Below are 24,258 nucleotides of genomic sequence, written 5' to 3'. Positions count from 1 at the left end.
AGTGCGCGGTGGTCGCGCAGCGGGGCCGATTATCGCACGTGGTCGGTCGACCGGCGACTGGGCGGCTGGCCGGCGAACGCATCGCAGCCCGCATTCAGGCATGACTTTCGGGTGCACCGGCGGGTGGCCGATGCCAGTAGCATGCGGGGATGCTAGCTCGCCTTAACCACAGCCGACTGTTGCGCTACGCCGGTCTCTTCACCTGGGCCATGGTCGGCTGCTGGCTGATCAACGTACTCGTCACCCTGCGCCTCGATCCGAGCCAGATCGGGCAACTGCCCGGCGGCGCCCAGCACCCGGTCGAGCTGTTGATCGCGCGCTGGGTGGCACTGCATCTGAGCTTCGGCGCGGTTTATTGGTGGATCACCCGCGACCTGGGCCAGCGTCGGCCCGGTTACGTCGACCATGCCCTGCTGTTGGTGCTGACCGTCTGCGCGATCGGGGTCAGTTTCTTCTCCGCCACCGGCTTGGGCAGCGTGTTGTTCATGGTCATGGCCGGGGTGATGCCGTGGCTGTTGCCGGTCCGTTTCGGGGTGGCGTGGCTGGTGACCGCAAACCTGGCGATGATCCCGGCATTCGTGACATTGCTGGGCTTCCCCGTGGTACTGGCGGTGGTGCAGTCGCTGCTGTACGCGGGCTTTTCGATCTTCGTGTTCGTGACCGCGCTGGTGGCGATGCAGCAGGCCCAGGCGCGCGAGGAGCAACGCCGGCTCAACGCCGAGTTGCGCGCGACCCGGTTGCTGCTGGCCGAGAGTGCGCGGATCAACGAGCGCACCCGGATCTCACGCGAGTTGCACGACCTGCTGGGCCACCACCTGACCGCGTTGAGCCTCAACCTGGAGGTTGCCGGCCACCTGGTCGAGGGCCGCGCCAAGGAGCATGTCAGCCAGGCCCACACCCTGGCCCGGCTGTTGTTGACCGACGTCCGCGAGGCGGTGAGCCGACTGCGCGAGGACGGCGCGATCGACCTCGCAGCGGCCTTGCAGCCGCTGGCCGAGAACGTCCCGGCGCTCGATATCCACATGGAGATCGATGGCCCGTTGACGCTCGACGACCCCGAGCGCGCCCACGTGCTGTTGCGTTGCGCCCAGGAGATCATCACCAATGTCGTTCGCCACTCGGGTGCGGGCAACCTGTGGATCCGGGCCCGGCGCGACCACGGCCATATCGTCATGACGGCGCACGACGATGGTCGCGGCGCCGCCCAACTGATCGCGGGCAACGGGCTGCGTGGCATGCGCGAGCGGCTTGTCCAGCACGGTGGGGACCTGACCATCGAAACCCGGCCGCAGGCAGGCTTCCGCCTGTCATTGACGCTGCCGGCCACGGCGGCCGCGGTTGCGGTCGTCGCCAGTGAGGGAGTCACACCATGAGTTCCGTTCCGATCCGAGTCATGCTTGTCGACGACCAGACGCTGGTCCGGCAGGGCGTACGTTCGCTGCTGGCCCTGGCCGATGGCGTGGAAGTGGTGGCCGAGGCCAGCGACGGCCGGCAGGCGATCGAGGTCATCCCGCAGGTCAATCCGGACGTGGTCCTGATGGACATGCGGATGCCGGTGATGTCGGGCCTCGAGGCATTGCAGGCGCTGGCCCGGCTCGGCACGCTGCCGCCGACGATCATCCTGACCACCTTCGACGACGACCAGCTGGTGCTGGCCGGAATCAAGGCCGGGGCCAAGGGCTACCTGCTCAAGGACGTGTCGCTGGAGCAACTGGTGGATGCGATCCAGACCGTCGCCGCCGGGGGGTCGCTGATGCAGCCGGCGATGACCCAGCGCCTGCTGTCGGGGCTGGAGCACATGCGCAACGATTTCGTCAGCCTCGACCGGCCCGATCCACTGACCGAACGCGAAACCGAGATCCTGCGGCTGATGGCGGGCGGCTTCTCCAACAAGGAGATCGCCAATTCGCTGGGCGTGGCCGAGGGCACCATCAAGAACCACGTGTCCAACATCCTGTCCAAGCTGGGCGTCCGCGACCGCACCCGGGCGGTGCTCAAGGCGTTCGAATTGCAACTGGTCTGACTTTGCGCAGTTTGCGCAACCGGGGGCCATGGCCCGCCCGGCCCCGGTATCCGTCACGATTTTTGATCGAAGGAGGCTGCGCCAGCCGCGGCTTCCTTGCTAGGATTACCGGTCTGCGCCCAGTCCCGCCCCGGGCCCGGCCCTGGAGAACCTGAATGACCCGTCTGATCGAGATCCTGATTTCGCTTGCGATCGTCCTTGCGCTGTTCCTGGTCGTCGGCTTCATGCTGCCGTCGAGTCGCCACTTCGAGACCTCGGTGGAGACCAACCGCAAGATGACGATTGTGTACGACACCCTGAACAGCGTGCGCCGTTTCGACGAGTGGAATGTGCTGGTGGCGCATGACCCGCGCATGGAACGGAAGCTCGCCGGCCCGGCCGAGGGCGTCGGTGCCCGCTTCGAGTACAGCTCCGACGAGAAGGGCGTGGGCGATGGCAGCTGGGAGATCGTCGACACCAAGGAAGGCCAGAGCGTCTCCTATGCGATCACCAACAACCAGCGCGGCAAGAACAAGCGCACCAGCTTCCTGCTCGAGCCGACCGGTCGCAACGACCGCAACGTCAAGATCACCCAGACCTATGACGTCGACTACGGCATGAACCTGTTCGGTCGCTATGCAGGCATGTACGTCAGCAGCAACATGGGCCAGGAAATGAAGATGAGCCTGACCCGCCTGAGCAACATGCTGGCGGCGGTGCCCAACTACGACTACGACGAGTTGAGCAAGGACGATCCGTCGATGGCTCCGCGCGTCGAGCAGCGCCAGGCCCAGAACCTGCTGGTGGTGGGCGCGCAGGTCGAGCGCAACAACGACGTCGTGCAGCGCACGATGAAGAACAACATGCAGTGGATCGACAAGGTGATGAAGGCCAACAACCTCGTCGCTGATGGCCCGGTCCGCATCATCACCAATGAACTGGGTGGCGAGAGCTACTCGTTCGAGGTCGCCCAGCCGGTCCGCAAGGCCGGTGGCGCGTCCGATGATGGCGCGGCCGCCAGCGAGGACGAGGCTGCGGACGAAGCGGCTGCAACCGAGGCCGACACCGAAGTCGCCGCTGCCGGCGAAGAAGCCGCGGCGCCGGCCGGCCAGCTCGACATCGAGCTGCAGGGTCCGGTGACGCAGGCGTACGTGGAAGCCGGCACCGTTGCCGCCGTGCCCTTCAAGGGCCACATGGCCAACCTGTCGAAGGTCCGCGATGCACTGCGCGGCTGGGCGCTGACCCGCGGTTACCAGACGGTCGACCGTCCGTACGAGTCGTGGATCAACGGCCTGGACAAGGGCTTCAGCGAGGAAGGCGAGTTCGTCGTGTACTGGGCGATCAAGTAAGTCGTCCGTACACGTGGATACGATTCCCAAAAACGCGCCGCGAATTTCGCGGCGCGTTTTTTTGTGGGGCTGGCCCTGTCGGGCGCTTGCCGCACTGGGCGCGGTGCTTGCCGCGGCGTCGGTCGCGCTGTTTGCCTACGCAGCGCATTCCGCCGAGCCCCAGGTCCAGGCGAGCCTGCACTCGGCGGCGCTGTTCGCGTTCGGGCACGGCATCGCGCTGGCGGCACTGGCACCGCATGTGCGGCGGCGATTTGGCGCGGCCGCACTGTGCGTGCTGGCGCTGGGGACGTTGCTGTTTTCCGGCAGCCTGGCCTGTGCGCACGCCTTCGGCACGCCGACCTCGCTTGCACCGATGGGTGGCAGCCTGATGATCCTCGCCTGGCTGCTTTGGGCGGCCGATACGTTGAGGGGCTGAGATGCCACGCCATTCGCGCGGATTCGACACCGGGGCGGCGCGCGCCCACCTGGCCCGGCGCGACCGCAAGCTCGGCACCTGGATGCGCCGGATCGGCGTGATCGATCCGGATCCGCGCTGGCGCAAGTCGTTCGACCCGGTCGATGCGCTGGCCCGCGCGATCCTCTACCAACAGCTCAGTGGCAAGGCGGCGGCGACGATCGTTGGCCGGGTCGAGGCGGCGATCGAGAGCGACCGTTTCCACTGCGACACCCTCGGCCGTTGCGACGATGCGACCCTGCGCGCCTGCGGGGTGTCGGGCAACAAGTTGCTGGCATTGCGCGACCTGGCCCTGCGTGAGTCGGCCGGCGAGATCCCGACCCTGCGGCGGATGGCGACCATGGACGACGACGCGATCGTCGCCGCGCTGGTGCCGGTGCGCGGGATCGGCCGCTGGACGGTCGAGATGATGTTGATGTTCCGGCTCGGCCGCCCCGACGTATTGCCGATCGACGACCTGGGTATCCGCAAGGGCGCCCAGATCGTCGACGGACTCGACGCGATGCCGACGCCGAAGGCGCTTGCGCAGCTCGGTGAGCGCTGGGGGCCGTATCGCAGTTACGCCAGCTTCTACCTGTGGCGGATCGCCGACTTCGCGGTGGAGGCGAAGACACCGACCAAGCGTTCGCAGGATTAGGGCGAGGCGTCGTCCGCGCTCCAGCGCCAGTGCCACGGCTCGTAGACGATGCCGTGCGGGTTGTTGCGCGGATAGCTCATGGCGAAGCCATGGCCTCCTGCGTTGGCGGCCAGCCAGTCGAACGCGGGCGTCTGTTCGAAGGTTTCCTCGGCCGGTGGTTCGCCGGGTGTTCCGATGTCGAGGGCGAGGCCGGAGTGGTGCTCGCTGTAGCCGGGCGCGGCATTGACCGCGAGGATTTCGTCGACGCCCAGACCGCGTGCGATCTTCCGCTCGAAGATGCCGAGCTGGTAGTCGTGGCTGCGATAGCCGGAGATCGCCTCCAGCACCACGCCGTCGCGCCGTGCGGCCGCCTGCAGGTGGCTCCATGCGCGTGCGGCATTGACGTGCAGCCACAGCGGGCGGCGGTAGCGGTCGAAACCGGCGAGCGCGAGCCAGTCGGGTTCGGCGACCAGTGGCAGGCCGGTGCGCTCGGCGTATTCGCCGTCGATGCCGAGCAGGTCGAGTCGTTCCTGCAACCGGTCCAGTGGCAGTTCGCCCACCCGCTCGATGCCGGGACGGCGACGGGCGGGGTGCAATTCCAGCGCATCCAGCGCCGCGTCGATGCCGGGTTCGTGCATCAATCGGTGGACCAGCGGCAACACGCCCTCTGGCAGGTCGGCGGCGAGGTAGCGGCCGTCGCGCTTGCGTCGCAGCACATGCCGCGCACGCGACATCGCGCGCGCATCGTGGTTGCTGCGCGCCCGCAGCAGTCCGTGCGGCCAGAGTTCGATCTCCGGCGTGTTGATCAGGATGTCGGGTTGGCCACGCATCAACGCTTGATCCACTCGGCGATGTCGTCGACCAGGGGCGGATCGACGTGGCCCGGGACCTTGTATTCCTCCACCGAACCCGGGCCTTCACCCACGATGCCCAGATGGTTGAGCGCGGGGTAGTGCCTGAGGGTGGCGTTGGGCTGGTCGGCCAGCGCCTTTTTCCAGAGCTCCCAGTCGGTATCGACCACCTGGAAATCGCGACCGCCCTGCAACAGCAACATGGGCACGTCGATGGCGAGTGCGTCGGCGACCGGATCGATCTGGTCGAACTCGCGCCAGTACCTGACGGGCAGCCCCAGGGGAGTGTCGGCGGCCTCCATTGGCTCCGAACCGCGGACCTGCGCGATGCTGGCGTCGAGCTGGTCGAGGAAATCCTGTTCGGCCTGGTTGATCGACCCGTCGGCGTTGAGCAGGTAGCGGTTCTGTTCCGGAAGTATGTCGAGCAACGACCGCGCCGGCGCGGCCAGCATGACCAGCCCGGCGACCTGTCCGGAGCGCGCGGCGATGCGGGGCGCGAGCATGCCGCCCTGGCTGTGGCCGAGCACGAAAACGCGTCCCGGGTCGATTTCGTCGGTCGCCCGCAACGCCGCGACCGCGGCGACGGCGTCGTCGGTGGTTTCGTCGTCGACGTCGTAATCGCCATCAGCGAAGTCCTGCGGTCGCGCCTGGGTGCGCTTGTCGTAGCGCAGCACCGCGATGCCCCTGGCGGCGAGTCCGCGCGCGATGTCGAGGAAGGGCCGGTTGCCACCGACGGTCTCGTTGCGATCCTGCGGCCCCGAGCCGTGGACCAGCACGACGGCCCGGAACGGGCCGTCGCCCTTGGGCAGGGCAAGGGTGCCGGGCAGGGCGCGCCCGCCCTGGCCGACGCTGAAGTCGCGCTCGATGAAGGCGGCGTCCCGGGCCGGCGGCGGAGGGGCTGGCGGCGCGGCCGGGCGGACCATGAAGCCGGCGATGCGGCCATCGGCCGTGACCGCGATCGATGCGATCACGTCGCCGTTGGCGTAATGCAGCGGCACGATCACGACCTGGGTGCCATCGTGATCGGTGACCTCGAGGTCACCGCGGCCGCGCGCGGCGCCGAGTTGCTTCGGCAGCGATTCCCACACCGCCTGGAGCTTGTCGGCCGGCACTGCGCTGGCCATCTGCGCGGTGAACCGCGCGTTGGCCGCGGCGTAGTTGCCCGCATCGAGCTGGTCGAGCAGGTGGCTGGCAACTGCCTGCGGGTCGACCTGTGCCGCAGCCGTGCCTGGCTCCTCCGACGCACCAGCATCGCTGGCCGGCACGAGGGCGAGCAGGGCGGCGGTGGCCAGCGCGATCATCGGCGCGCGCACGTCACGCCACCTTCTTGAGGATCAGCCGCACTTGGTCGAACGGGTTGACCTGGTTGGCCGATACCAGTTCCCAGCCCTGCCGGCCAAGGCGGTCGAGTTCCTCGCGCAGGCGCTCGGTCATCGACGGGCCGAGCATGTTCGGGCTCAATTCCACCACTTCATAGGTCCAACGGGCGCTGGTGCTCATGGTGTCTCGTCCTTCATCGGGGGCTTGCGGGGGGTGCCGGGCAGCCGGCCGGCCTTGCGCAGTGCGTCGCGCAACACATACTCGATCTGCGCGTTGAGGCTGCGCAACTCGTCGTCGGCCCAATGCTGCGCCGCCGCGAGGATCTCGGCGTTGATGCGCAGCGCGTAGCCTTTCTTTTCAGTCACTAGTACAAGCTGCCGGTGTTGACGATCGGCTGGGTCGAGCGGTCGCTGCACAGCACCACCAGCAGGTTGCTGACCATCGCCGCCTTGCGCTCCTCGTCGAGCTGCACGATGTCGTTCTTCTGCAGTTCCTCCAGCGCCATCTCGACCATGCCGACCGCGCCGGCGACGATCCGGGTGCGCGCGGCGATCACCGCGTTGGCCTGCTGGCGCTGCAGCATCGCGCCGGCGATTTCCGGGGCGTAGGCGAGGTGACTGATGCGGGCGTCGATGACGTCGACGCCGGCGGTGGTCAGGCGCTCGTCGAGCTGGGCCTTGAGGTGCTCGGAGATCTCGACCGGATGGCTGCGCAGCGACACTTCGTCCTCGTGGCTGTCGTACGGATAGCTGGTCGCCATCGCCCGCAGCGCGGCCTCCGACTGGATGGTGACGAAGCTCTCGTAGTCGTCGACGTTGAACACCGCCTCGGCCGAGTCGACCACCTTCCAGACGATCACCGCGGCGATCTCGATCGGGCTGCCTTCCAGCTCGTTGACCTTGAGCTTGCCGCTCTCGAAGTTGCGCACGCGCAGCGAGACCTTGCGCTTGACGTAGAACGGGTTGTTCCAGCGCAGCCCGGGGTCGGTGACGGTGCCGACGTACTTGCCGAACAGGCTCAGCACCGCGGACTGGTTGGGTTCGACCATGTACAGGCCGACCAGGCAGAACAGGGCGAGGGCGGCGATCAACACCGCGCCGGCAATGGTGCCGAGGCTCTGGTCGTTGATGCCGCTGAAGAACAGCCAGGCGGCGACCAGCATTGCGACGATCAGCGCCAGCAGGGTCGGGATGCCGGGCAGCGAGCGGATCGGGTTCTCTTTCATGGCGGGTGCCTCGCGGTGGTTTGATTAATTGATATCAAATTGATATCAAAAATGCAATCCGTCGCGACCGCTGGTCAGGGCGTGATCCGGTACAGCGGGGCCGGAATGAACTCGCCGGTCGCATACAGGCTGCGGCCATCGGCTGCCCAGCCCAGCGCTTCCGCCTGTGGCAGCCACGGCAGCACGCTGGTGCGTGGCTGGCGCGTCACGGCGTCGGCCCAGTTGCCGTCCCCGGCCCGTGGGTACAGCAGCAGGTAGCGATAGGTCATCACCGCGAGCGTGGACCCATCGGGGGACAGCGAGGCGGCGGTGACCTGGCCGTCGAGTTTGGCCCGCTCCGGTGCGTGCTTCAGGCGCTCCGGGTCCAGCGCCGGCATGCCATTGAGGGTCGCTAGCGGTTGGGCGGTCAACAATTCGCCCGCGGGCGGGCGCAACGGCAGCGAAAACAGCTCCGGCGGTTGGCGCTTCTTGGACACCAGCAGGATCTCGCCGCGCCGTGCGTCGACCGCCACCGCCTCGCAATCGCGGGCGCCGTCCGGCCAGCGGAACGCGATCGACCAGGCCGGCTTCAACCGCGCATTGCGCAGCGTGGCGGGTTCCTCGACCACGTGCAGTTGCAGGGTCCGGCGCAGCCCGCCGTTGTCGCCGGTGTCGGCGATCAGCAGGTAGCGCTTCCCGTCGAGTTCGAACGCGGCGATGTCTTCCCAGTCGGTCTTGGTCACGCCCTCGATGCGGAACGTCGCCAGCCGGCCGCCACGCTCGTTGACCGCGAACAGCCGCGGCGGGTTGTCGCCGTCGTCGTGCAGCCACAACACGCCGTCGTGCCTGTGCGAAACGGCCAGGCCGCTGATCTCGCTGAGCTGCAGGTCGAGCAACACGCCGGACAGCTCACTGCCCGGTTCGTTGCCGGTTGCATCGTCCTCTTGCTGCACGCATCCACCGGCGAGGGCGAACAGCGATGCCAGCGCCACGGCGCGCAGGGCGGTGGCGAAGCGGGATCGGGGAGACGGAGCGGGCGGGCGCGGCGGCATCGGCGAAGCATCGCATGAGGTGCGACGCCCCGAAACCTCGATTACGGCGACGCGGGCACGGAAGTTAGACTAGCCGGCGCCTTCGACGATTGATTGGAACCCGCATGGTCACCCTCGGCACGCCGCTGTCCCCGCACGCGTTTCGCGTCCTGCTGCTCGGCTCCGGCGAACTCGGCAAGGAGGTCGCGATCGAGTTGCAGCGCTTCGGCGTCGAGGTCATCGCGGCCGACCGTTATGCCGATGCGCCCGGGATGCAGGTGGCCCATCGCAGCCACGTCATCGACATGCTCGACGGCGCCGCGATCCGCGCGCTGATCGCCAGGGAGCAGCCGCAGCTGATCGTGCCGGAGATCGAGGCGATCCACACCGGGACACTGGTCGAGCTGGAGCGCGAGTTCGCCGGGCGCGGCTGTGGCACCCGGGTGATCCCGACCGCCCGCGCCGCGCGCCTGACGATGGATCGCGAGGGCATCCGCCGGCTCGCCGCCGAAACCCTCGGCTTGCCGACTTCGCCATACCGCTTCGTCGACACCCTCGACGACTATCGCGCGGCAGTGGCCGAGATCGGCGTGCCGTGCGTGATCAAGCCGGTGATGTCGTCGTCGGGCAAGGGTCAGTCGCTGGTGCGCACCGAGGCCGACATCGACACGGCCTGGGAGTACGCCCAGACCGGTGGCCGCGCGGGCGCCGGCCGGGTGATCGTCGAGGGCTTCGTCGACTTCGACTACGAGATCACCCTGCTGACCGTGCGCCACGCCGGCGGCACCAGTTTCTGCGCGCCGATCGGCCACACCCAGGCCCACGGCGACTACCGCGAGAGCTGGCAGCCGCAGCCGATGTCGGCGCTGGCACTGGAGCGCGCGCAACAGGTGGCGCGCGCGGTCAGCGACGACCTCGGCGGCTGGGGTGTGTTCGGCATGGAGTTCTTCATCAAGGGCGACGAGGTCTGGTTCAGCGAGGTTTCGCCGCGTCCGCACGACACTGGACTGGTGACGCTGATCGGCCAGGACCTGAGCGAGTTCGCGCTGCATGCGCGCGCGATCCTGGGCGTGTCGATTCCTGTCATCCGAACCCACGGCGGCGGCTCGGCGTCCTGCGCGGTGCTGGCGGAAGGCCACGGCGTGCCGGTGTTCTCCGGCGTCGACACCGCGCTGGCGCAGCCCGACACCCAGTTGCGCCTGTTCGGCAAGCCGCGGGTCGAGGGCCAGCGCCGGGTCGCGGTGACGCTGGCATTGGGCGAGGATGTGGAACAGGCGCGCGACAAGGCCCGTCGCGCCGCCGCCGAACTGAAGATCGAACTGCGCTGAGAAGCGCTCCGCTTTGCAAATCGAAGGAACCACGATGAGCGACAACAACGGTTACGCCGTATTTTTCTATCCCAAGGCACTCGAGGCGCTGGGTGCGGGCATCCAGCCCTACCTACAGGAGGGCCCGGCGGGTATCCACATCGTCTGCCGCGAGGTCGATACCGGTGGCGCACTGATCCGGATGACGCTCGACGCGCGGACCACCGCCGGCGACACCATTTCGCTTGAGTTGCTGGTGCCGACCAGCATGGTGCTGATGATCGTGTCGGCGCGGACCGACGAGGCGTTCGGGTTCGGGCCGCGGATTGCGGTGGACGCCGCCCGTCCGGCCGGCGATGGCTCCGGCGCGCAAGTCGAGGTGAAGACCGCTGCAAAGTCGGGCACGGCGGCGAAGAAGCCGGCGGGGAAAGCGCCTGCGAAGACTGCGAAGAAAGCAAAGGCGGCGAAGTCGAAGCCCGCCGCCGCGCCGCGCAAGCGCTCGAAGAAGAAATAGCTCGCGTCAGCGCGCCGGCGCCACGAGGTCGAGCCAGACCAGGTGGTGGTCGCTGGCGCCGGCGATGGCGGCGTCGGCTTCACCTTCGGCCGGCCAGAACACGCCGCCGTCGCGCACCCGCAGGTTGTCGGAAGGCAGCACGTAATCGAGCCGCAGGGTGCCGCCCTTCGGGCCGAAGTCACCGGTATGGGTGGCGACGTCGCCATCGCGCGGCAGGCCACGCTGGGCCGCGCGCTCGACCGCGCCGGCGCTGCGCGGGACGATGTCGGCGTTGACCCGGGGATGGTCGAGCAACTGCGCGATCGCGCCGGGCTCGCCATCACCGTCGACGGGGTCGGCGTTGTAGTCACCGACCAGCACGAACCGCGCATCGGCCGGCAATCCGCCGCACCGGCCGCGGTCGTCGCACAGCCAGTCGTTGGCGCCGCGACCGATGTACTCCGCCCACAACCGTATCTCGTCGAAGTTGCGCAGGCCGTTGCGGTTCTCGGCGCCGTCGAACACAGGCGGGGTCGGATGCGCGGCGAGCAGGTGGACGGTGCCGAGCGGCGTCGCGATCGGCACGTCCCAGTGCGACTTGGACGACAGCCGCAACTGCGACCAGATTTCAGTCGGATACCACGCTGCGCCGGTCGCCGGGTCGCGTGGCTGGCGGGCGCCGGGCAGCGCGCTCCACTTCAGCTGTTGGAACGTCCGCACTCCGGTGTTCTCGATCGGATAGCGCGACAGCACCAGCATCCCGTATTGCCCCGGATGCATCCCGTAGCCCCAGGCGTCGTTGCCGCGGCTGCGGCCATCGCCGCCAGCCTCGCCGTTGCGGTCGAGGTCGAGCCCGCTCGGCACGCCGGTGTTGACCGGCGCCAGGTAGCGGTACGGGTAGTGCAGCGGGTCGCCGCCGCCAGGTTGGGCGACCTCGAGGTAATCGCGCTGGAACAGGTCCGCCGCGCGGCCCGCAGGGTCGTAGTCGAACTCGTTGAGCAGCACCACGTCGGGCCGCACCCGTTGCAGCACCGAGGCGATCCTGCGGGCGTCGTCGTCACCGGCCTGCAGGTGGCGGACCAGGCCGCCGTTGGTGTCGTCGTAGAGCGAGGTGTTGTAGGTCGCGACCCGTAATGGGGTCGGATTGATCGAGTCAGCCATGCGTTCGGCCCAAGCCTCCGGATCGCCGTGGACGGTGACGCGCAGGCAGCCCGAGAGCGCCACGGTCGCCAGCAGTCCGGCGAGGGTGGCGATGCGTTGCGATCGGGTCATGCAGGGTCTCCAGGGTCGAGGTCTCGCCAGTTGCGGCCGTCGAAAGCCTCGAGCGGACGGAACCGGCGTTTGTAATCCATCTTGCGGTGTCCGTCGATCCAGTAGCCCAGGTACAGGTGCTGGCGACCTTCGCGACGCGCCCATTCCAGTTGCCTGAGCACGGCGAAGGTGCCGAGTCCGCGTGCGGGCTGGTCGGGATCGTAAAAAGTGTAGACCGCCGACAGCGCGGTTTCGATGACATCGGTGACCGCGACCGCCAGCAGCGGGCCACGCCCGTGGTCGACCCGTTGGCGGAACTCGAGGAAACGGCCCTCGCTCCAGCGCCCGATCAGGAACTGCTCGAACTCGTTGGCGCCGTGGTCGTCCATGCCGCCGCCACGGTGGCGTGCGGCGAGGTAGCGCCGGTAGAGCGCCAGTTGCTCGTCGGTGCGCTCCGCCGGCAACACGCGGACTTCGACATCGGTATTGCGCGCGAGGCAGCGGCGCTGGCTGCGGTCCGGGACGAAGCGGTCGACCGGGATGCGAACCGCCACGCAGGCGCGGCAACCGTGGCAGTGCGGCCGGTAGACGATGTCTCCGGAGCGGCGGAAGCCCCAGCCCAGCGCCAGTGGATACCACTGCGGCAGGCGCGGGTCGCGAGGGTCCAGCACCAGGTCGCGGGCGAGCCGCTCCGGCCAGTAGCCGCACGGATGCTCGCCGGTGTGGAACAGGCGCAGCTCGTCGAGGTCCTGGCCGGGGTCTTTGCCCATGGCGCCAGCATAGCGCCGGCTGTCAACCGGCGGCAGGGCGGCGCGTTTTCATTCCCGATGGCGCCATGCCGGCGCCTGTGCAGGAGTCCCCCATGAACCTTCGCATCATCCGCGCACCGGCGCTCGTCATCGGTATCGCCCTTGCCGGCGTCGCAATGGCGACCCCGCAGGATCATAAAGCCCAACCACAGCCCCGCTCGATGCTGGATCTCAACCACGACGGTGCGATCGATCGTTCGGAAGCGGCGGCCCACCCGCGCCTGGCTGAACATTTCGACCGCATGGATCGGGACGGTGACGGAAAAATCGAGCGGGGCGAGCGGCCCCGTCACATGCACCGCGGTGGCAAGCGCATGCATCGCGGGCACCACGGTGCCATGGCCGCGATCCGGCTCGACACCGATGGCGATGGCCGCATCAGCACGATCGAGGCCGCTGCCTCCCGCTTCGCGACGACGTTCGGCGAGATCGACCGCAATCGCGATGGTTATCTCGTGCGCAGTGAGCTGGACGCCGCCGCGGAAAAGCGCCGCAGCGAATTCGCGGCCAAGCGCATACAGCGGTTCGAGGCGAAATTCACCGAGGCCGATGCCAACCGTGATGGTCGCCTGAGCCGTTCCGAGGTCGAGGCCGGATGGCCGCGCCACGCCCGTGCATTCGCGTTCCTCGACGAGGACCGCGATGGCCAACTCAGCCGCGCCGACCTGATGCCGCGCAGCCAGCGCTGAACCGGCGGATTGCCACGACGCCGGTCGCGCGCAGCACCACGTGGAATCCCTGACCCGTGCCGATGATCTCCGCGGCACGGGTCTTTTTTGCCCGGGCTTACGGCCGGCTACTTGAGCCGGCAGCCATGACGCCACGCCCACCAGGTGTTGAGCGAGGCGACCAGCAGCGCGGTGATCGCACTCCACATCGCGCTGCCCGCCAGATCGATTTCACCGCGCAACGCCTGGACCCCCAACAGGACCACGATCGCCACGGTGAACACCAGCGCGAAGCGGCGGATCCAGAATGCGGACAGGGTCATCCTCACAATCTCCCGCTGATGATCAGGCCATACAACAAGCCGCCGAAACCGCTGACGAAGCCGATGCTTCCACCCAGCCAGCACAGCCAGCGCTCGCGCCGGCGGCGTGCGGCCGCCCTGGCCGGGTCGCGCTGTGCTTCCAGCGCATGGCGACGCGCCAGGATGCGCGGCTGCGCCACCATCGTCTGGTAGAAAATCGTCGCCATGAACACCAGCGTCAACAGCGTTGCCGCGATCCAGCCGTCGTCATAGCGGGCAATCAGCACGATCCCCGCGATGAATCCGGCGGACGCCAGCGACGAGATGACTGCGCTGCGAATCAGCGCAAATCGTTCGGCGGCGTCGATCGCACCCTTCAACTGGGTGCGCAAGCCCAGCCACACGCCGGCCAACGCTGCGACGAAGCCGATGCCGATGCTGCCGGCGGCGCCGACCAGCACCTTGCCCAGCGTGCTCCCACCACCCGCGGCCAGCGCGCTTCCGAACACCCCCGCCGCGGCCGCCGGCGGGCTGGCCACCGCAAGCGCAGTGCCGACCGCGGCGGTGAAGCCCACCGATGGCGCCGAGGCGCGGGCGAACTCGCCGAAGCGCGCCAGCAACTCGTCGCGAACGGTGGCGCGCGCGCGGGACAGGCGCTTGCGCACCGCGGCGTCGGACAGGCCCAGCAAATCGGCGACCTGCTGCGAGCGCTGGCCTTCGCGGTAATACAGCAACAACACTTCGCGGCTGTCGGACGGCAGCGCGGAGATCAGTTCGACGACGACGTCAGTGCGTTCCTGCTCGATCAACCGCTCGAACGGCTGCGGCTGCGGATCGGCCGCGGCCGCGATCAGCGCGTCGGCGTCACGCGCCTCGCGCGGCAGCCGCTGGCGTTCGCGCAGGTGGTCGCGGGCGAGGTTGCGGGTGATCTGGCGCAGCCACGGCAGGAAGCTGGCCGGGTTCTGCAGCCGCCTGAGGTTCTGCCACGCGCTGAGGAACGCCTCCTGCGCGATGTCCTCGCTGGCCGGCACGTCGCGCACGATCGCCAACGCGATCGCAGTGACCGAGTTCTGGCAGGCGGCGACGATCCGGCCATAGGCCGCGCGATCGCCGTCGGCGGCGGCCGCCAACTGGGTGTCGATCAATCGCTCCAGCGGCGGCCGGTCGAGCGGGGCGGATTGGGCGACGGTGTTCATGACGGTCGGGCTCCCTTGCGCTCATCCATGGTGGATGCATGGACCAAGACGCCATTGCGGGGCGAATGTGACCGGCCGGATGTGCCTAGAAGCCGATGAGCCCGCGGTTGCGCACGTGCTTGACCACATCCACCACCTGCCACCGGCCGTCCACCCGCGCGACTTCGAGGGTCTTGTAGCTGGCCCACATGCGATGGTGGTAGGCACTGTATTCGATCAGCCCTCGGTCCGGCGCGGACGGTTTGAAGCCATGGACCTCGATGATCGTGGCCGCCTGTCCGGACACGCGGTGGTGGCTGCCGCGCTCCTCGTCGGCCTGTTCAACGCAGGCCGATGCCTGCACCAGCTTGCTGTCGGGCGTGGTGGACTGCAGTGACTGGATGAACTCGATCGGGGCATCCCTGCCATCCATGCCGACGCATGCGACCGGCGTGCCCACCTCACCCAGCTCGCTGGCGAAGACCGCTCGCGCCACCGGCAGCAGGGTCGCGGCGGTACTGCCGTCGAACGGTGGCGCGGCGAGCTGCCGGACCGACGCGGGCTGGTTGATTCCACGCCAGGTGGCGATGCCGGCAACCACGACGATCAGCGCGATCAGGCCGATCTTGAACCTCATCGCGCGCTTGCGGGTGGGCGACATGGCGGTGGTGTGCTGTTCGGCCTGGAAACGGAAGTTCGGGCTGACGTAGCCCTCTTCGGTGCGGGTCGAGTCGAGCAGTCCGGCTTCGCGCAACAGCTCGCGTGCGGCCACCTGCTGGTCCGATTGCACCACCCACACGGCCGGTGTCGGTGCGTCGCCACGGTCGCTGTAGCTGAAGGTGCCGCGACGGTTGCCCTTGTAGGAACGGCCATTGCTGACCCGCACCTCGATCCCGGCGTCGCGCAGCAATTTCGCCACGCCTTCGACGTTCTCCAGACGCTGGCTGCTGAAGACCTTGCGCACCGGTCAGTCCCGGGCCGGCACGAGCGCGGCGGCCTGGGCGTCACCGACCACGCGGATCAGGCCTTCCTGCGCGGTGCTGGCGACCAGCTTGCCGTGGCGGTCGTAGACCATGCCGCGGGCCAGGCCGCGCGAGCCCTGCGCGCTGGGGCTGTCGATCGAGTAGAGCAGCCAGTCGTCGGCGCGGAACGGGCGATGGAACCACAGCGCGTGGTCGAGCGAGGCCATCTGCACGTTGGGCTGGTAATAGCTGATGCCGTGGGGGAAGGTCGCGGTGCCGAGCAGGTGGAAGTCTGAGGCATAGGCGAGCAGGGCGCGGTGCAGCTCCGGTGCGTCGCCGACCCGCTCGGCCAGGCGGAACCAGACCTGCTGGAACGGCGGCCGCTTGGGCGGCTTGAGCTCGTCGCGCGGATAGACGTGGCGGAACTCGAACGGGCCTTCCTTCGACAGCCAGCGCTGGATCTTCTCCGGCAGTTCCGCCATCACCCGTTCGGGCACGGCGTGGCCGGGCTCGATGTCCTCGGGTTGCGGCACCTCGGGCATCGAGAGTTGGTGCTCGGCACCGTCTTCGTCGCGCTGGAACGAGGCGGCGAGGAAGAAGATCGGCTGGCCGTGCTGGATCGCGGTCACCCGCCGCACCGAGAAACTGCCGCCATCGCGGGTGCGGTCGACCTGGTAGACGATCGGCGCGGCGATGTCGCCGGCCTTGAGGAAATAGGCGTGCAGCGAATGAGCAGTGCGCGCCTCTTTCAGCGTCGCCTGCGCCGCCGAAAGCGCCTGCCCGACCACCTGTCCGCCAAACACGTACTTGGTGCCGATGTCGCGGCTCTGGCCGCGGAACAGGTTGTCCTCAAGGCGTTCGAGCGACAGCAGTTCGATCAGCTCGGAGACGGGGGTGGTCATGCGGGTGGGAGCCGGTTCGGACAGGCCGGCGATTATAGCCGCCGCCCCGGCGATAGCCTGTAGGAGCGGCTTCAGCCGCGATGGATGCCTGGTCGCCCGCGCCGGCTCCCGATCGCGGCTGAAGCCGCTCCTACAACGGAATGCGTGCCAGCTTGATCGCCGCCAGGACCTGCGGCCACGGAAACCGCGGCCCGGGGTCGCGCTTGCGCCGGACCTGCAGCGACGCATCGTCACTGGCAGCAACTTCGACCGTGTCCAGATCCTCGTGGCCGGCGATGAACCGCAGCGCCGGCAGTTCCGCCTGCAACCGTTGCAGCAGCGCGACCAGGGCGGCGACCTGCGCATCGGTATACGGCTCTTCCAGCGTCTGCCGCCGCGAATCCAGCCAGTCCGGGTAACGGCCGCGATTGACCAGCTCGATCCCGACCGAGCGCTCGTTGTAGCCGCGGACGTGGTGGGCGACGCGATCGGGCGCAACCCAGCGGTACACGCCGCCATCGCGGTCGATGTAGAAGTGGCCGCTGTTGCCGGTGCCGCCGCTGCCGTCGGCGCGGGGTTCGTACAGCACGCGCTCGCCGTAGTCGCGCGCGGTGGCCAGGTCGGGCAGCTCGGTGCAATGGACCACCACCAGGTCGACCTGCGCCAGCGGACGCGACTGCAGCCGGGCCTCGTAGGGCAGCGGTTCGACCCGAATCTCGGGCGAGGCGGGCGGAGGCGGCGACTCGGTCGGCATGGCGCGGATGCTAGCATCGCGCGCATTCCCCACTGCGCGACGCGCGTGATGCGCCGCCGCGGTGCGTCGGCACGGCGCGCGTTGCTTCGACCGGACTCTTCCATGCGCGGACACTGCATCCTCTCCCACGGCTTTGAAAGCGGCCCCGACGCGACCAAGGTTACCGCCCTGGCCGAGATCGCCGAACGCTTGGGCTGGAGCTGCGAGCGTCCCGATTACACCGACTTGGACGGCAAGCGCGAGGTCAGCGAGCTGGGCGACGTCCCGGCCCGGCTGCGGCGGCTGGCGGCACTGGCGACGGATGCCGCCGCGCGCGGGCCGCTGGTGCTGGCCGGTTCGAGTCTTGGGGCTTACGTTTCCGGCCTGGTCTCGCTGAAGGTGCCGGTGGCCGGCCTGTTCCTGATGGCGCTGCCAATCCGCATGGGCGAGGCGCACCCGTTCGACGCTGCCGCCGTGCCGACCAGCATCATCCACGGTTGGGATGACGAGCTGTGCCCGACCGCCGAGGTCATCGACTGGGCCCGGACCCGTCGCGCCCGGTTGCTGCTGGTGGGCGACGGACACCGGTTGTCGGACCACGTGGCGACCAGTGCCGGCGCGTTCGAACAACTGCTGGCGGAGCTCTGAGATGAAATTCTTCGCAAGCTGCGGCAAGGGCCTGGAATACCTGCTGGCCGACGAACTGCTCGCGCTCGGCTGCACCCGCGCCACCGCGACCATGGCCGGGGTCAATGTCGAGGGCAGCCTGCTCGACGCCCAGCGTGCGGTGCTGTGGTCGCGCCTGGCCAGCCGGGTGCTGTGGCCGATCGCCGATTTCGATTGCGCCGACGAGCAGGCGCTATACGCCGGCGTCGCCGCGCTGCCGTGGCCGGAGCACCTGGCCGACGGTGACACCATCGCGGTCGACGCCCACGTATCCGGCACCGCGCTGACCCACGCCCGCTTTGCCGCGCAGCGGGTCAAGGACGCCATGGTCGATGTCATGCGCGATGCCACCGGCACGCGGCCGGACGTCGATGTCGACACCCCGGACCTGCGCATCAACCTGGTCGTGCGCAAGGATCGCGCGATCGTCTCGATCGACCTTGGTGGCGGCCCGATGCATCGCCGCGGCTGGCGCCAGCAGCAGGGCGAGGCGCCGCTGAAGGAGAACCTCGCCGCCGCGGTGCTGCTGCGTGGGCGCTGGCCGCAGGTCTACGCCGATGGCGGCGGCCTGCTCGACCCGATGTGCGGCAGCGGCACGTTGCTGATCGAGGGCGCGTTGATGGCGGCGGATGTCGCACCCGGCCTGCTGCGCCACGGCGGCTTCATGCCGACGCGATGGAAGGGCTTCGACGAGGCCGGTTGGCGCTCGTTGCTGGATGAAGCGGGTGCCCGCGAGAGCGCCGGCCGCGCCGCGCTGCGACCGGTGTTCTTCGGCCGCGACCTCGATCCGCATGCGATCGGTTCGACCCGCGATAACGAGGTCATGGCCGGGCTGGCCGGGGTGATCGACCTCAAGGCCGCCGGCGTCGAGGCCCTGCAGCCCGACGGCCTGCCCGAACGCGGTTTGGTCGTCAGCAATCCTCCCTACGACATCCGCCTCGCAGCCGACCCGGCGCTGTATCGCGGCCTCGGCGACACGCTCAAGCGCGCGGTGCCGCAATGGCGCGCCAGCCTGCTGTGCGGCGACGCCGAACTGGCCCACGCCACTGGCCTGCGCGCGCAGAAGAAGTACCAGCTGTTCAACGGCGCGATCGAGTGCACCCTGATCGTCGCCGACCCGGTCGCGCCGCCGCAGCGTGAGCGCAGCGAGCAACCGCAGGCGCTGAGCGAAGGCGCGCAGATGGTCGCCAACCGCCTGCGCAAGAACCTGCGCAAGCTCAAGGCCTGGCGGCGCGCGGAAGACATCACCTGCTTCCGCGCCTACGACGCCGACCTGCCCGAGTATTCGGCGGCGATCGACGTCTACGAAACCGACGAGGCGACCCCGCGCCGGTTCCTGCACGTGCAGGAATACGCCGCGCCGGACGAGATCCCGGAAGCGACCCAGCGTCGGCGGCTCAACGAGCTGCTGGCCGCGGCGCGCGAGGTGTTCGAGGTCACCCACGAACAGGTCGCGCTGAAGACCCGCGCACGTGGCAAGGGCGGCTCCAAGTACGGCCGCTTCGACAAGCGCGGCGAGTTCCTCACCGTGCGCGAGGGCGACGCGCGGTTGCGGGTCAACCTGTTCGACTACCTCGACACCGGCCTGTTCCTCGACCACCGGCCGATGCGCCTGCGCATCGCCGCCGAGGCCGAGGACACCCGCTTCCTCAATTTGTTCGGCTACACCGGCGCCGCCACCGTGCAGGCTGCAGTCGGCCGCGCGCGGTCGACCACCACCGTCGACCTGTCGGCGACCTACCTGCAGTGGTGCGCCGACAACCTCGCCGAGAACGGCATCGCCGGTGCCCGTCACAAGCTGGTGCAGGCCGACGCGGTGTCCTGGCTGGCCGCCGACCGCGGCGAGTACGACCTGATCTTCTGCGACCCACCGACGTTCTCCAATTCCAAGCGCGCCGACGATTTCGACATGCAGGGCGGCCACGTGGCGCTGCTGCGCGCCGCCGTGGCGAGGCTGTCGCGTGATGGCGTGCTGTACTTCTCCAACAACTTCCGCCGCTTCCGCCTCGATCAGGACTCGGTGGCGCAGTTCGCCCGCTGCGAGGAGATCAGTGCCGAAACGATCCCGCCCGACTTCGCCCGCCACGCGCGCATCCACCGTTGCTGGCGGTTGCGGCGTGGCTGAGCGGCAGGTTCGCGGCTAGTCCGCGGAGGCCATCGCGGGTTGGACCGGCACGTTCGCGGCGTCGAGCAAGGCATTGCCTTCTTCCGCTGACTTGCCAAACACGCCCTCGAACGTCTTCGCATCGATGCGACGGATCCGGGCGATGTCGCAGGCCTTGCCGGTCGCAGGCTCGCTGCCATGTGGGACCACGGCGTCGTTGATGTCCCCACAGATGCGGCCATCGTCGGCGCCCATCGTGCCGGCCAATGTCGGGCTGGTACCGCTGAACCCGAGGGAAGAGCCGTTGCGGAACGAGATCTGCGGACGCGTCTGCAAGTCGCTGCAGTCGGAGGTCAGCTTGATGTCGTAGTAACGCTGTCCAAGGGTTTCGACCACCAGGCGGCGCTGGTCCACCACGCCCCAGTTCTTCACTTCGTCCGGCACCAGGCACGCCGAAGTGGGCTGCAGCGCGGGGGAGGCCGGGGTCGGCGGCTCGCCGGCAACGGCGAGGGTCGGCGCCAACAGCAAGGCAAACATCGGGATCATTTTCATGATGCATCTCCATTGCGGGCCCGGCCGGAGTAGCCGGGCCTGGTTTGCACTACGGAGCCGTGCGGCCGCACCGGTTCCGTGACCAGCATCACGCTGAAGGTGGTGCAGAGTATTAACCTAACCCAAATGAACGTTTGTTCAAAAAATTCCGACGGTGCATCGGCATCGACATTGAAGCCGAGCGTGGAACAGAGGTTTGCATTCGCTGTGCTGGCGATCCGTCCCGGCGGCATCATGTCGCGGGAATCCAATCGCAATGCGGAGAACGCCATGTCCACCGATTCCAGCCAGTACGCCCGCATCGACCGCATCGTCCGCGGCCAGCCGGCATCCGACGGCGCCGGCGTGCGCCTGACCCGGGTCATCGGCGGCGCGCAGTTGCCGGACCTCGATCCGTTCCTGCTGCTCGACGAGTTCGGCACCGACCGTCCAGAGGACTACCTCGCGGGGTTCCCGGATCATCCGCACCGTGGTTTCGAGACCGTCACCTACATGCTCGACGGACGCATGCGGCACAAGGACAACCACGGCAACGAGGGTGTGCTGGTGCCCGGCAGTGTGCAGTGGATGACGGCCGGCCGCGGACTGGTGCACTCGGAAATGCCGGAGCAGGAGTCGGGCCGCATGCGCGGCTTCCAGCTTTGGGTCAACCTGCCGGCGAGCGACAAGATGGTGGCGCCGAAGTACCAGGAGTTCGCGCCGGACCGTATCCCGCAGGTAGAGCCTGCCGACGGGGTGTCGGTGAAGGTCGTCGCGGGGCAGGTCGACAACGCGCAGGGGCCGATCGCGCAACCGGCCACCGAACCGGTCTACCTGGACATCACGCTCGCGCCGGATGCCGACTGGCAGTACGCACTTCCGGAGGGCCACAACGTGTTCACCTACGTGTTCGAGGGCGACCTCGCGCTGGGCGCTGGTGAAGACGCGCGCCCATTGGTGGCGCAGCAACTGGCGGTGCTTGGCGGCGGATCACTGGTACGCGTGCGTGCCGGTGGAGATGGTGCCCGCCTGCTGCTGGTCGCCGGCAGGCCGCTGCGCGAGCCGGTGGTACGCCATGGCCCGTTCGTGATGAACACCCGGCAGGAAGTGATGCAGGCGTTCGTCGACTACCAGGAAGGGCGCTTCTAGTCCGCCGGATCGCCGACGACATCCGGTCGGTCGTGGCCGAGCCAGCGGTAGACGATGCCGCCGAGCAGGCCGCCCAGCAGCGGCGCGAGCCAGAACAGCCACAGCTGGCCGATCGCGCCGGAGCCGGCGAACAGCGCCACGCCGGTCGAACGGGCCGGATTCACCGAGGTATTGGTGACCGGGATGCTGATCAGGTGGATCAGGGTCAGCGCCAGGCCAATCGCGATGCCGGCGAAACCGACCGGCGCGCGGCCGTGGGTCGCCCCCATGATCACGATCAGGAAGAACGCGGTCAGCACCACTTCGCACAGGAATGCCGCCGCGACCGAGTATCCGCCCGGGGACAGCGCGCCATAACCGTTGCTGGCGAAAGCCCCGGCCGCCGCCGGGTCGATCGTGAACCCGCTGGCGCCGCTGGCGATCTGCAGCAGAATCCCGCCGGCAGCGATCGCGCCGACCACCTGAGCCACGATGTAGGGCACCACGTCCCGGACCGGGAATCGGTCGCCCGCCCATAGCCCCAGGGTCACGGCAGGGTTGAAATGGCCCCCCGATACGTGGCCGAACGCATAGATGCCGGTGAGCACGGTGAGGCCGAACGCCAGGGCGACCCCGAGGTACCCGATGCCGAACTGGTAGCCATCGGCACCGACCACGTGGGCCGCCAGCACCGCACTGCCACAACCACCAAGGACCAGCCAGAAGGTGCCGAGCAACTCGGCTGCAAGTCGACGCGTCATCCGCTTCTCTCCGTGGTGTGGCGGGGTTTTACTGGCCGGCGGCGACCTGTCGGTCACGCCCGAAATGCAGTTGCCCGGTCAGGTTGAGCGCCTTGCGCAACTGGTCGCCGGACCGGGCCTGCAACCAGATGTGCGCAACCCGGCCATCGTCGAGTTCGAGCAGCGTCTCGCGCGCTTCGATGTCGGGCTTGGTGACCAGCTCGGCGCGGTACCACTGCACTTCGCGGCCGTCGACCCGGCCCTCTTCCTCGCGGTTGCCCCGCTTGGGTTCGAACGGCGAATCATTGGCGATGTAGACGCCGAAGGCTTCGGTGCCGTCCACGCGCAGCGCGCGGCAGAAATCGGAACCGTTGGTATTGCGGTGTTCCCAGATCAGGTCGGTGCCCGTGGGCAGTTGCGGACAGCCCGGTACGTCCTGCGCCTGTGCCGCGGACGCGGCCAACAGCAGAATGGGCAGGCAGAAAGCCGTCTTTTTCATGTAATCCCCCTGTTCGTGGCCGATCCCGTGCGGCCACGGATGGACCATAATCGAGAATCAGGGCGTTGACAAACGTGGGGATTTCAGGTGCGCATGAACAGGGCGCGGTGTGCCGGACCCGTCAGTCGGTCGGGTCGACCTGCACCGTTGCCTGCGGTGTGTCGCCGAACTCCAGCGACAGCAGCGTCAGTTGCCACTTGCCGACCGATGCGGTTGGCGACTCCGGAATGTTGACGGTGACCGGGACCGCGCTGCCCCCGGCCGGGGTGAACTCGAACGCGACGTCGGCGTCGCCGGCACGGATGCATTGCACGCCGGGCGGGCAGCGTGAGTCGGCGGTGACCCCGACGTAGCGCAGCGCGGCATCGCCGGGCAGGGCGACCTGTTCGCTGACCTGCAGGGTGACGGGCTGGCCGAGCGTAGCGGTGCGTACGTCGCCGCTGGCGCAGCCGGGCAGTGCGCCGGCGGCACATGACACCAGGCAGGCGAGGGTCAGGGATCGGGTCATGACGGCTCCATCAGGTGGGGGACGCTGCGGCCGGAACGTATCGCGATGGGCGTGAACATCCGGTGCCTGCGGTGGGTGCGCCGCTCAGGGCATCGATATCGGTGCGGTGAGCAGGGTGATGTCGCCATCACCGTCGATATGGACGGTCATGCGGCGGTCGTACTCGGACTCGTCCATCGGCTCGACCTTGCAGCCACACAACGCGGCGGCGATGTCGGGCGCGGTGTTGCTGTGGCCGACCACCAGTACCGTGCCCGAGGGATGGGCACTCAGCAATCGCGCGGCCAGTGTCTGGGCGGGTTCCTTGTCGGGGTAGGTGATGATCGGCAAACCGTGTGCCTGTGCGGTGGGCGTGGCGGTCTGGCGGGTGCGGCGGGTGTCGGTGGAATACACCGCAACCATGTCGGCGCCTGCCAGCGCGTTCGCGATGGCCTGTGCGCGTGCGCGCCCGGCGGCTGTCAGCTCCGGGTCGTTGGAGCCGTCGGGCACCTTTTCAGCATGGCGCACAATGACGAAATCGCGTGAATTATCGGCGCCGGGCCAACTGGCGCAGCCGGCCAGTGAAGCCAGCGACAGTGCAATCGCGATGCGCGCGGTGAAACGGCTGGAAAGCATCCTGAAACTCCGTAGGCAACCCGCGTGATAGTGCGCCGGGTACGAGTGGCATGCCAGAC

The 24,258-nt window shown here is 68.6% G+C and carries 30 protein-coding genes; 11 read left to right on the top strand and 19 right to left on the bottom strand.

Going from position 1 to position 24,258, the window contains the following annotated elements; genetic code table 11:
- Positions 1-149 precede the first annotated feature (149 nt).
- From ACT9F5_RS04775 to ACT9F5_RS04755, 5 genes are all read left to right on the top strand, one after another.
- On the top strand, positions 150-1,373 hold the full coding sequence (locus tag ACT9F5_RS04775; RefSeq protein WP_445118763.1) for a histidine kinase: 1,224 nt from the start codon (positions 150-152) through the stop codon (positions 1,371-1,373).
- Entirely contained in the window at positions 1,370-2,023 is a 654-nt protein-coding gene (locus ACT9F5_RS04770; RefSeq protein WP_445118762.1) for a response regulator, read from the top strand. Before ACT9F5_RS04775 ends, ACT9F5_RS04770 begins: the two co-directional genes overlap by 4 nt.
- Before the next feature lie 155 nt (positions 2,024-2,178).
- Positions 2,179-3,351: a polyketide cyclase gene (locus ACT9F5_RS04765; RefSeq protein WP_445118761.1), complete on the top strand. Its 1,173-nt coding sequence runs from the start codon at positions 2,179-2,181 to the stop codon at positions 3,349-3,351.
- 103 nt (positions 3,352-3,454) lie between these two features.
- Entirely contained in the window at positions 3,455-3,766 is a 312-nt protein-coding gene (locus ACT9F5_RS04760; protein WP_445118760.1) for a DUF423 domain-containing protein, read from the top strand.
- A gap of 1 nt (position 3,767) precedes the next feature.
- On the top strand, positions 3,768-4,442 hold the full coding sequence (locus ACT9F5_RS04755; protein WP_445118759.1) for a DNA-3-methyladenine glycosylase family protein: 675 nt from the start codon (positions 3,768-3,770) through the stop codon (positions 4,440-4,442).
- On the opposite strand, the gene ACT9F5_RS04750 is transcribed toward ACT9F5_RS04755, so the two are convergent.
- The 6 genes from ACT9F5_RS04750 to ACT9F5_RS04725 all read right to left on the bottom strand — a co-directional run bounded on the left by ACT9F5_RS04750 (position 4,439) and on the right by ACT9F5_RS04725 (position 8,848).
- The gene (locus tag ACT9F5_RS04750; RefSeq protein ID WP_445118758.1) at positions 4,439-5,251 is read right to left on the bottom strand and encodes a D-alanyl-D-alanine carboxypeptidase family protein; all 813 of its coding nucleotides are present in this window, start codon (positions 5,249-5,251) and stop codon (positions 4,439-4,441) included. The genes ACT9F5_RS04755 and ACT9F5_RS04750 overlap by 4 nt on opposite strands.
- Positions 5,251-6,585, bottom strand: a complete 1,335-nt coding sequence (locus ACT9F5_RS04745; protein WP_445118757.1) for an alpha/beta fold hydrolase — start codon at positions 6,583-6,585, stop codon at positions 5,251-5,253. Before ACT9F5_RS04745 ends, ACT9F5_RS04750 begins: the two co-directional genes overlap by 1 nt.
- 1 nt (position 6,586) lies before the next feature.
- Complete coding sequence (locus tag ACT9F5_RS04740; protein ID WP_445118756.1) at positions 6,587-6,772, bottom strand: DUF4177 domain-containing protein; 186 nt, start codon at positions 6,770-6,772, stop codon at positions 6,587-6,589.
- The gene (locus ACT9F5_RS04735) at positions 6,769-6,957 is read right to left on the bottom strand and encodes an Arc family DNA binding domain-containing protein (RefSeq protein WP_445118755.1); all 189 of its coding nucleotides are present in this window, start codon (positions 6,955-6,957) and stop codon (positions 6,769-6,771) included. Before ACT9F5_RS04735 ends, ACT9F5_RS04740 begins: the two co-directional genes overlap by 4 nt.
- Complete coding sequence (locus ACT9F5_RS04730; protein WP_445118754.1) at positions 6,957-7,817, bottom strand: SPFH domain-containing protein; 861 nt, start codon at positions 7,815-7,817, stop codon at positions 6,957-6,959. Before ACT9F5_RS04730 ends, ACT9F5_RS04735 begins: the two co-directional genes overlap by 1 nt.
- Before the next feature lie 74 nt (positions 7,818-7,891).
- Positions 7,892-8,848, bottom strand: coding sequence for a hypothetical protein (locus ACT9F5_RS04725; RefSeq protein ID WP_445118753.1), 957 nt, complete (start codon positions 8,846-8,848; stop codon positions 7,892-7,894).
- 104 nt (positions 8,849-8,952) lie between these two features.
- Between ACT9F5_RS04725 and purT the strand changes: the two genes are divergently transcribed.
- Both purT and ACT9F5_RS04715 read left to right on the top strand, forming a co-directional pair.
- The gene (purT, locus tag ACT9F5_RS04720; protein WP_445118752.1) at positions 8,953-10,155 is read left to right on the top strand and encodes a formate-dependent phosphoribosylglycinamide formyltransferase; all 1,203 of its coding nucleotides are present in this window, start codon (positions 8,953-8,955) and stop codon (positions 10,153-10,155) included.
- Positions 10,156-10,189: 34 nt separating this feature from the next.
- Complete coding sequence (locus tag ACT9F5_RS04715; protein WP_445118751.1) at positions 10,190-10,648, top strand: hypothetical protein; 459 nt, start codon at positions 10,190-10,192, stop codon at positions 10,646-10,648.
- Between the two features lie 6 nt (positions 10,649-10,654).
- On the opposite strand, the gene ACT9F5_RS04710 is transcribed toward ACT9F5_RS04715, so the two are convergent.
- Positions 10,655-11,899, bottom strand: a complete 1,245-nt coding sequence (locus tag ACT9F5_RS04710) for an endonuclease/exonuclease/phosphatase family protein (protein ID WP_445118750.1) — start codon at positions 11,897-11,899, stop codon at positions 10,655-10,657.
- Positions 11,896-12,648 carry an arginyltransferase gene (locus ACT9F5_RS04705; RefSeq protein ID WP_445118749.1) on the bottom strand — a complete coding sequence of 251 codons (753 nt, stop codon included), beginning with the start codon at positions 12,646-12,648 and terminating at the stop codon, positions 11,896-11,898. Before ACT9F5_RS04705 ends, ACT9F5_RS04710 begins: the two co-directional genes overlap by 4 nt.
- A gap of 92 nt (positions 12,649-12,740) precedes the next feature.
- On the opposite strand from ACT9F5_RS04705, the gene ACT9F5_RS04700 reads away from it, so the two are divergent.
- Entirely contained in the window at positions 12,741-13,376 is a 636-nt protein-coding gene (locus ACT9F5_RS04700; RefSeq protein ID WP_445118748.1) for an EF-hand domain-containing protein, read from the top strand.
- Between the two features lie 107 nt (positions 13,377-13,483).
- On the opposite strand, the gene ACT9F5_RS04695 is transcribed toward ACT9F5_RS04700, so the two are convergent.
- From ACT9F5_RS04695 to ACT9F5_RS04675, 5 genes are all read right to left on the bottom strand, one after another.
- Positions 13,484-13,678, bottom strand: coding sequence for a hypothetical protein (locus ACT9F5_RS04695; protein ID WP_445118747.1), 195 nt, complete (start codon positions 13,676-13,678; stop codon positions 13,484-13,486).
- A 2-nt stretch (positions 13,679-13,680) separates the two neighbouring features.
- Positions 13,681-14,853: a sigma-70 family RNA polymerase sigma factor gene (locus tag ACT9F5_RS04690; protein ID WP_445118746.1), complete on the bottom strand. Its 1,173-nt coding sequence runs from the start codon at positions 14,851-14,853 to the stop codon at positions 13,681-13,683.
- A gap of 85 nt (positions 14,854-14,938) precedes the next feature.
- On the bottom strand, positions 14,939-15,796 hold the full coding sequence (locus tag ACT9F5_RS04685) for a hypothetical protein (protein WP_445118745.1): 858 nt from the start codon (positions 15,794-15,796) through the stop codon (positions 14,939-14,941).
- Between the two features lie 3 nt (positions 15,797-15,799).
- Positions 15,800-16,696 (bottom strand): acyl-CoA thioesterase II, encoded by an 897-nt coding sequence (gene tesB / locus ACT9F5_RS04680; RefSeq protein ID WP_445118744.1) that lies wholly within the window; start codon positions 16,694-16,696, stop codon positions 15,800-15,802.
- 130 nt (positions 16,697-16,826) lie between these two features.
- Complete coding sequence (locus ACT9F5_RS04675) at positions 16,827-17,429, bottom strand: N-acetylmuramoyl-L-alanine amidase (RefSeq protein ID WP_445118743.1); 603 nt, start codon at positions 17,427-17,429, stop codon at positions 16,827-16,829.
- A gap of 102 nt (positions 17,430-17,531) precedes the next feature.
- On the opposite strand from ACT9F5_RS04675, the gene ACT9F5_RS04670 reads away from it, so the two are divergent.
- Both ACT9F5_RS04670 and rlmKL read left to right on the top strand, forming a co-directional pair.
- A complete protein-coding gene (locus tag ACT9F5_RS04670) occupies positions 17,532-18,056 on the top strand; it encodes a hypothetical protein (RefSeq protein WP_445118742.1) in 525 nt (174 codons plus the stop codon).
- 1 nt (position 18,057) lies between these two features.
- Positions 18,058-20,199 (top strand): bifunctional 23S rRNA (guanine(2069)-N(7))-methyltransferase RlmK/23S rRNA (guanine(2445)-N(2))-methyltransferase RlmL, encoded by a 2,142-nt coding sequence (gene rlmKL / locus ACT9F5_RS04665; protein WP_445118741.1) that lies wholly within the window; start codon positions 18,058-18,060, stop codon positions 20,197-20,199.
- Positions 20,200-20,214: 15 nt separating this feature from the next.
- Here the strand turns inward: rlmKL and ACT9F5_RS04660 are convergent, their stop codons facing one another.
- Positions 20,215-20,730, bottom strand: coding sequence for a hypothetical protein (locus ACT9F5_RS04660; RefSeq protein ID WP_445118740.1), 516 nt, complete (start codon positions 20,728-20,730; stop codon positions 20,215-20,217).
- Positions 20,727-21,002, bottom strand: a complete 276-nt coding sequence (locus ACT9F5_RS04655; RefSeq protein ID WP_445118739.1) for a hypothetical protein — start codon at positions 21,000-21,002, stop codon at positions 20,727-20,729. The genes ACT9F5_RS04660 and ACT9F5_RS04655 overlap by 4 nt, the downstream gene beginning before the upstream one ends.
- Between ACT9F5_RS04655 and ACT9F5_RS04650 the strand changes: the two genes are divergently transcribed.
- The gene (locus ACT9F5_RS04650; RefSeq protein ID WP_445118738.1) at positions 21,001-21,858 is read left to right on the top strand and encodes a pirin family protein; all 858 of its coding nucleotides are present in this window, start codon (positions 21,001-21,003) and stop codon (positions 21,856-21,858) included. The genes ACT9F5_RS04655 and ACT9F5_RS04650 overlap by 2 nt on opposite strands.
- Here the strand turns inward: ACT9F5_RS04650 and aqpZ are convergent.
- The 4 genes from aqpZ to ACT9F5_RS04630 all read right to left on the bottom strand — a co-directional run bounded on the left by aqpZ (position 21,855) and on the right by ACT9F5_RS04630 (position 24,199).
- Positions 21,855-22,598 (bottom strand): aquaporin Z, encoded by a 744-nt coding sequence (gene aqpZ / locus ACT9F5_RS04645; RefSeq protein WP_445118737.1) that lies wholly within the window; start codon positions 22,596-22,598, stop codon positions 21,855-21,857. The two genes, ACT9F5_RS04650 and aqpZ, sit on opposite strands and share 4 nt — an antisense overlap.
- Before the next feature lie 28 nt (positions 22,599-22,626).
- Positions 22,627-23,076 carry a hypothetical protein gene (locus tag ACT9F5_RS04640; protein WP_445118736.1) on the bottom strand — a complete coding sequence of 150 codons (450 nt, stop codon included), beginning with the start codon at positions 23,074-23,076 and terminating at the stop codon, positions 22,627-22,629.
- 121 nt (positions 23,077-23,197) lie between these two features.
- Positions 23,198-23,584: a hypothetical protein gene (locus ACT9F5_RS04635; protein WP_445118735.1), complete on the bottom strand. Its 387-nt coding sequence runs from the start codon at positions 23,582-23,584 to the stop codon at positions 23,198-23,200.
- 84 nt (positions 23,585-23,668) lie between these two features.
- Entirely contained in the window at positions 23,669-24,199 is a 531-nt protein-coding gene (locus tag ACT9F5_RS04630) for a histidine phosphatase family protein (RefSeq protein WP_445118734.1), read from the bottom strand.
- Positions 24,200-24,258: the final 59 nt, after the last annotated feature.

It is taken from the genome of Lysobacter sp. F6437 (assembly GCF_052547215.1).
The sequence above is the reverse complement of the archived record's forward strand: the minus strand, read 5'-3'. Positions and strand labels throughout refer to the sequence as shown.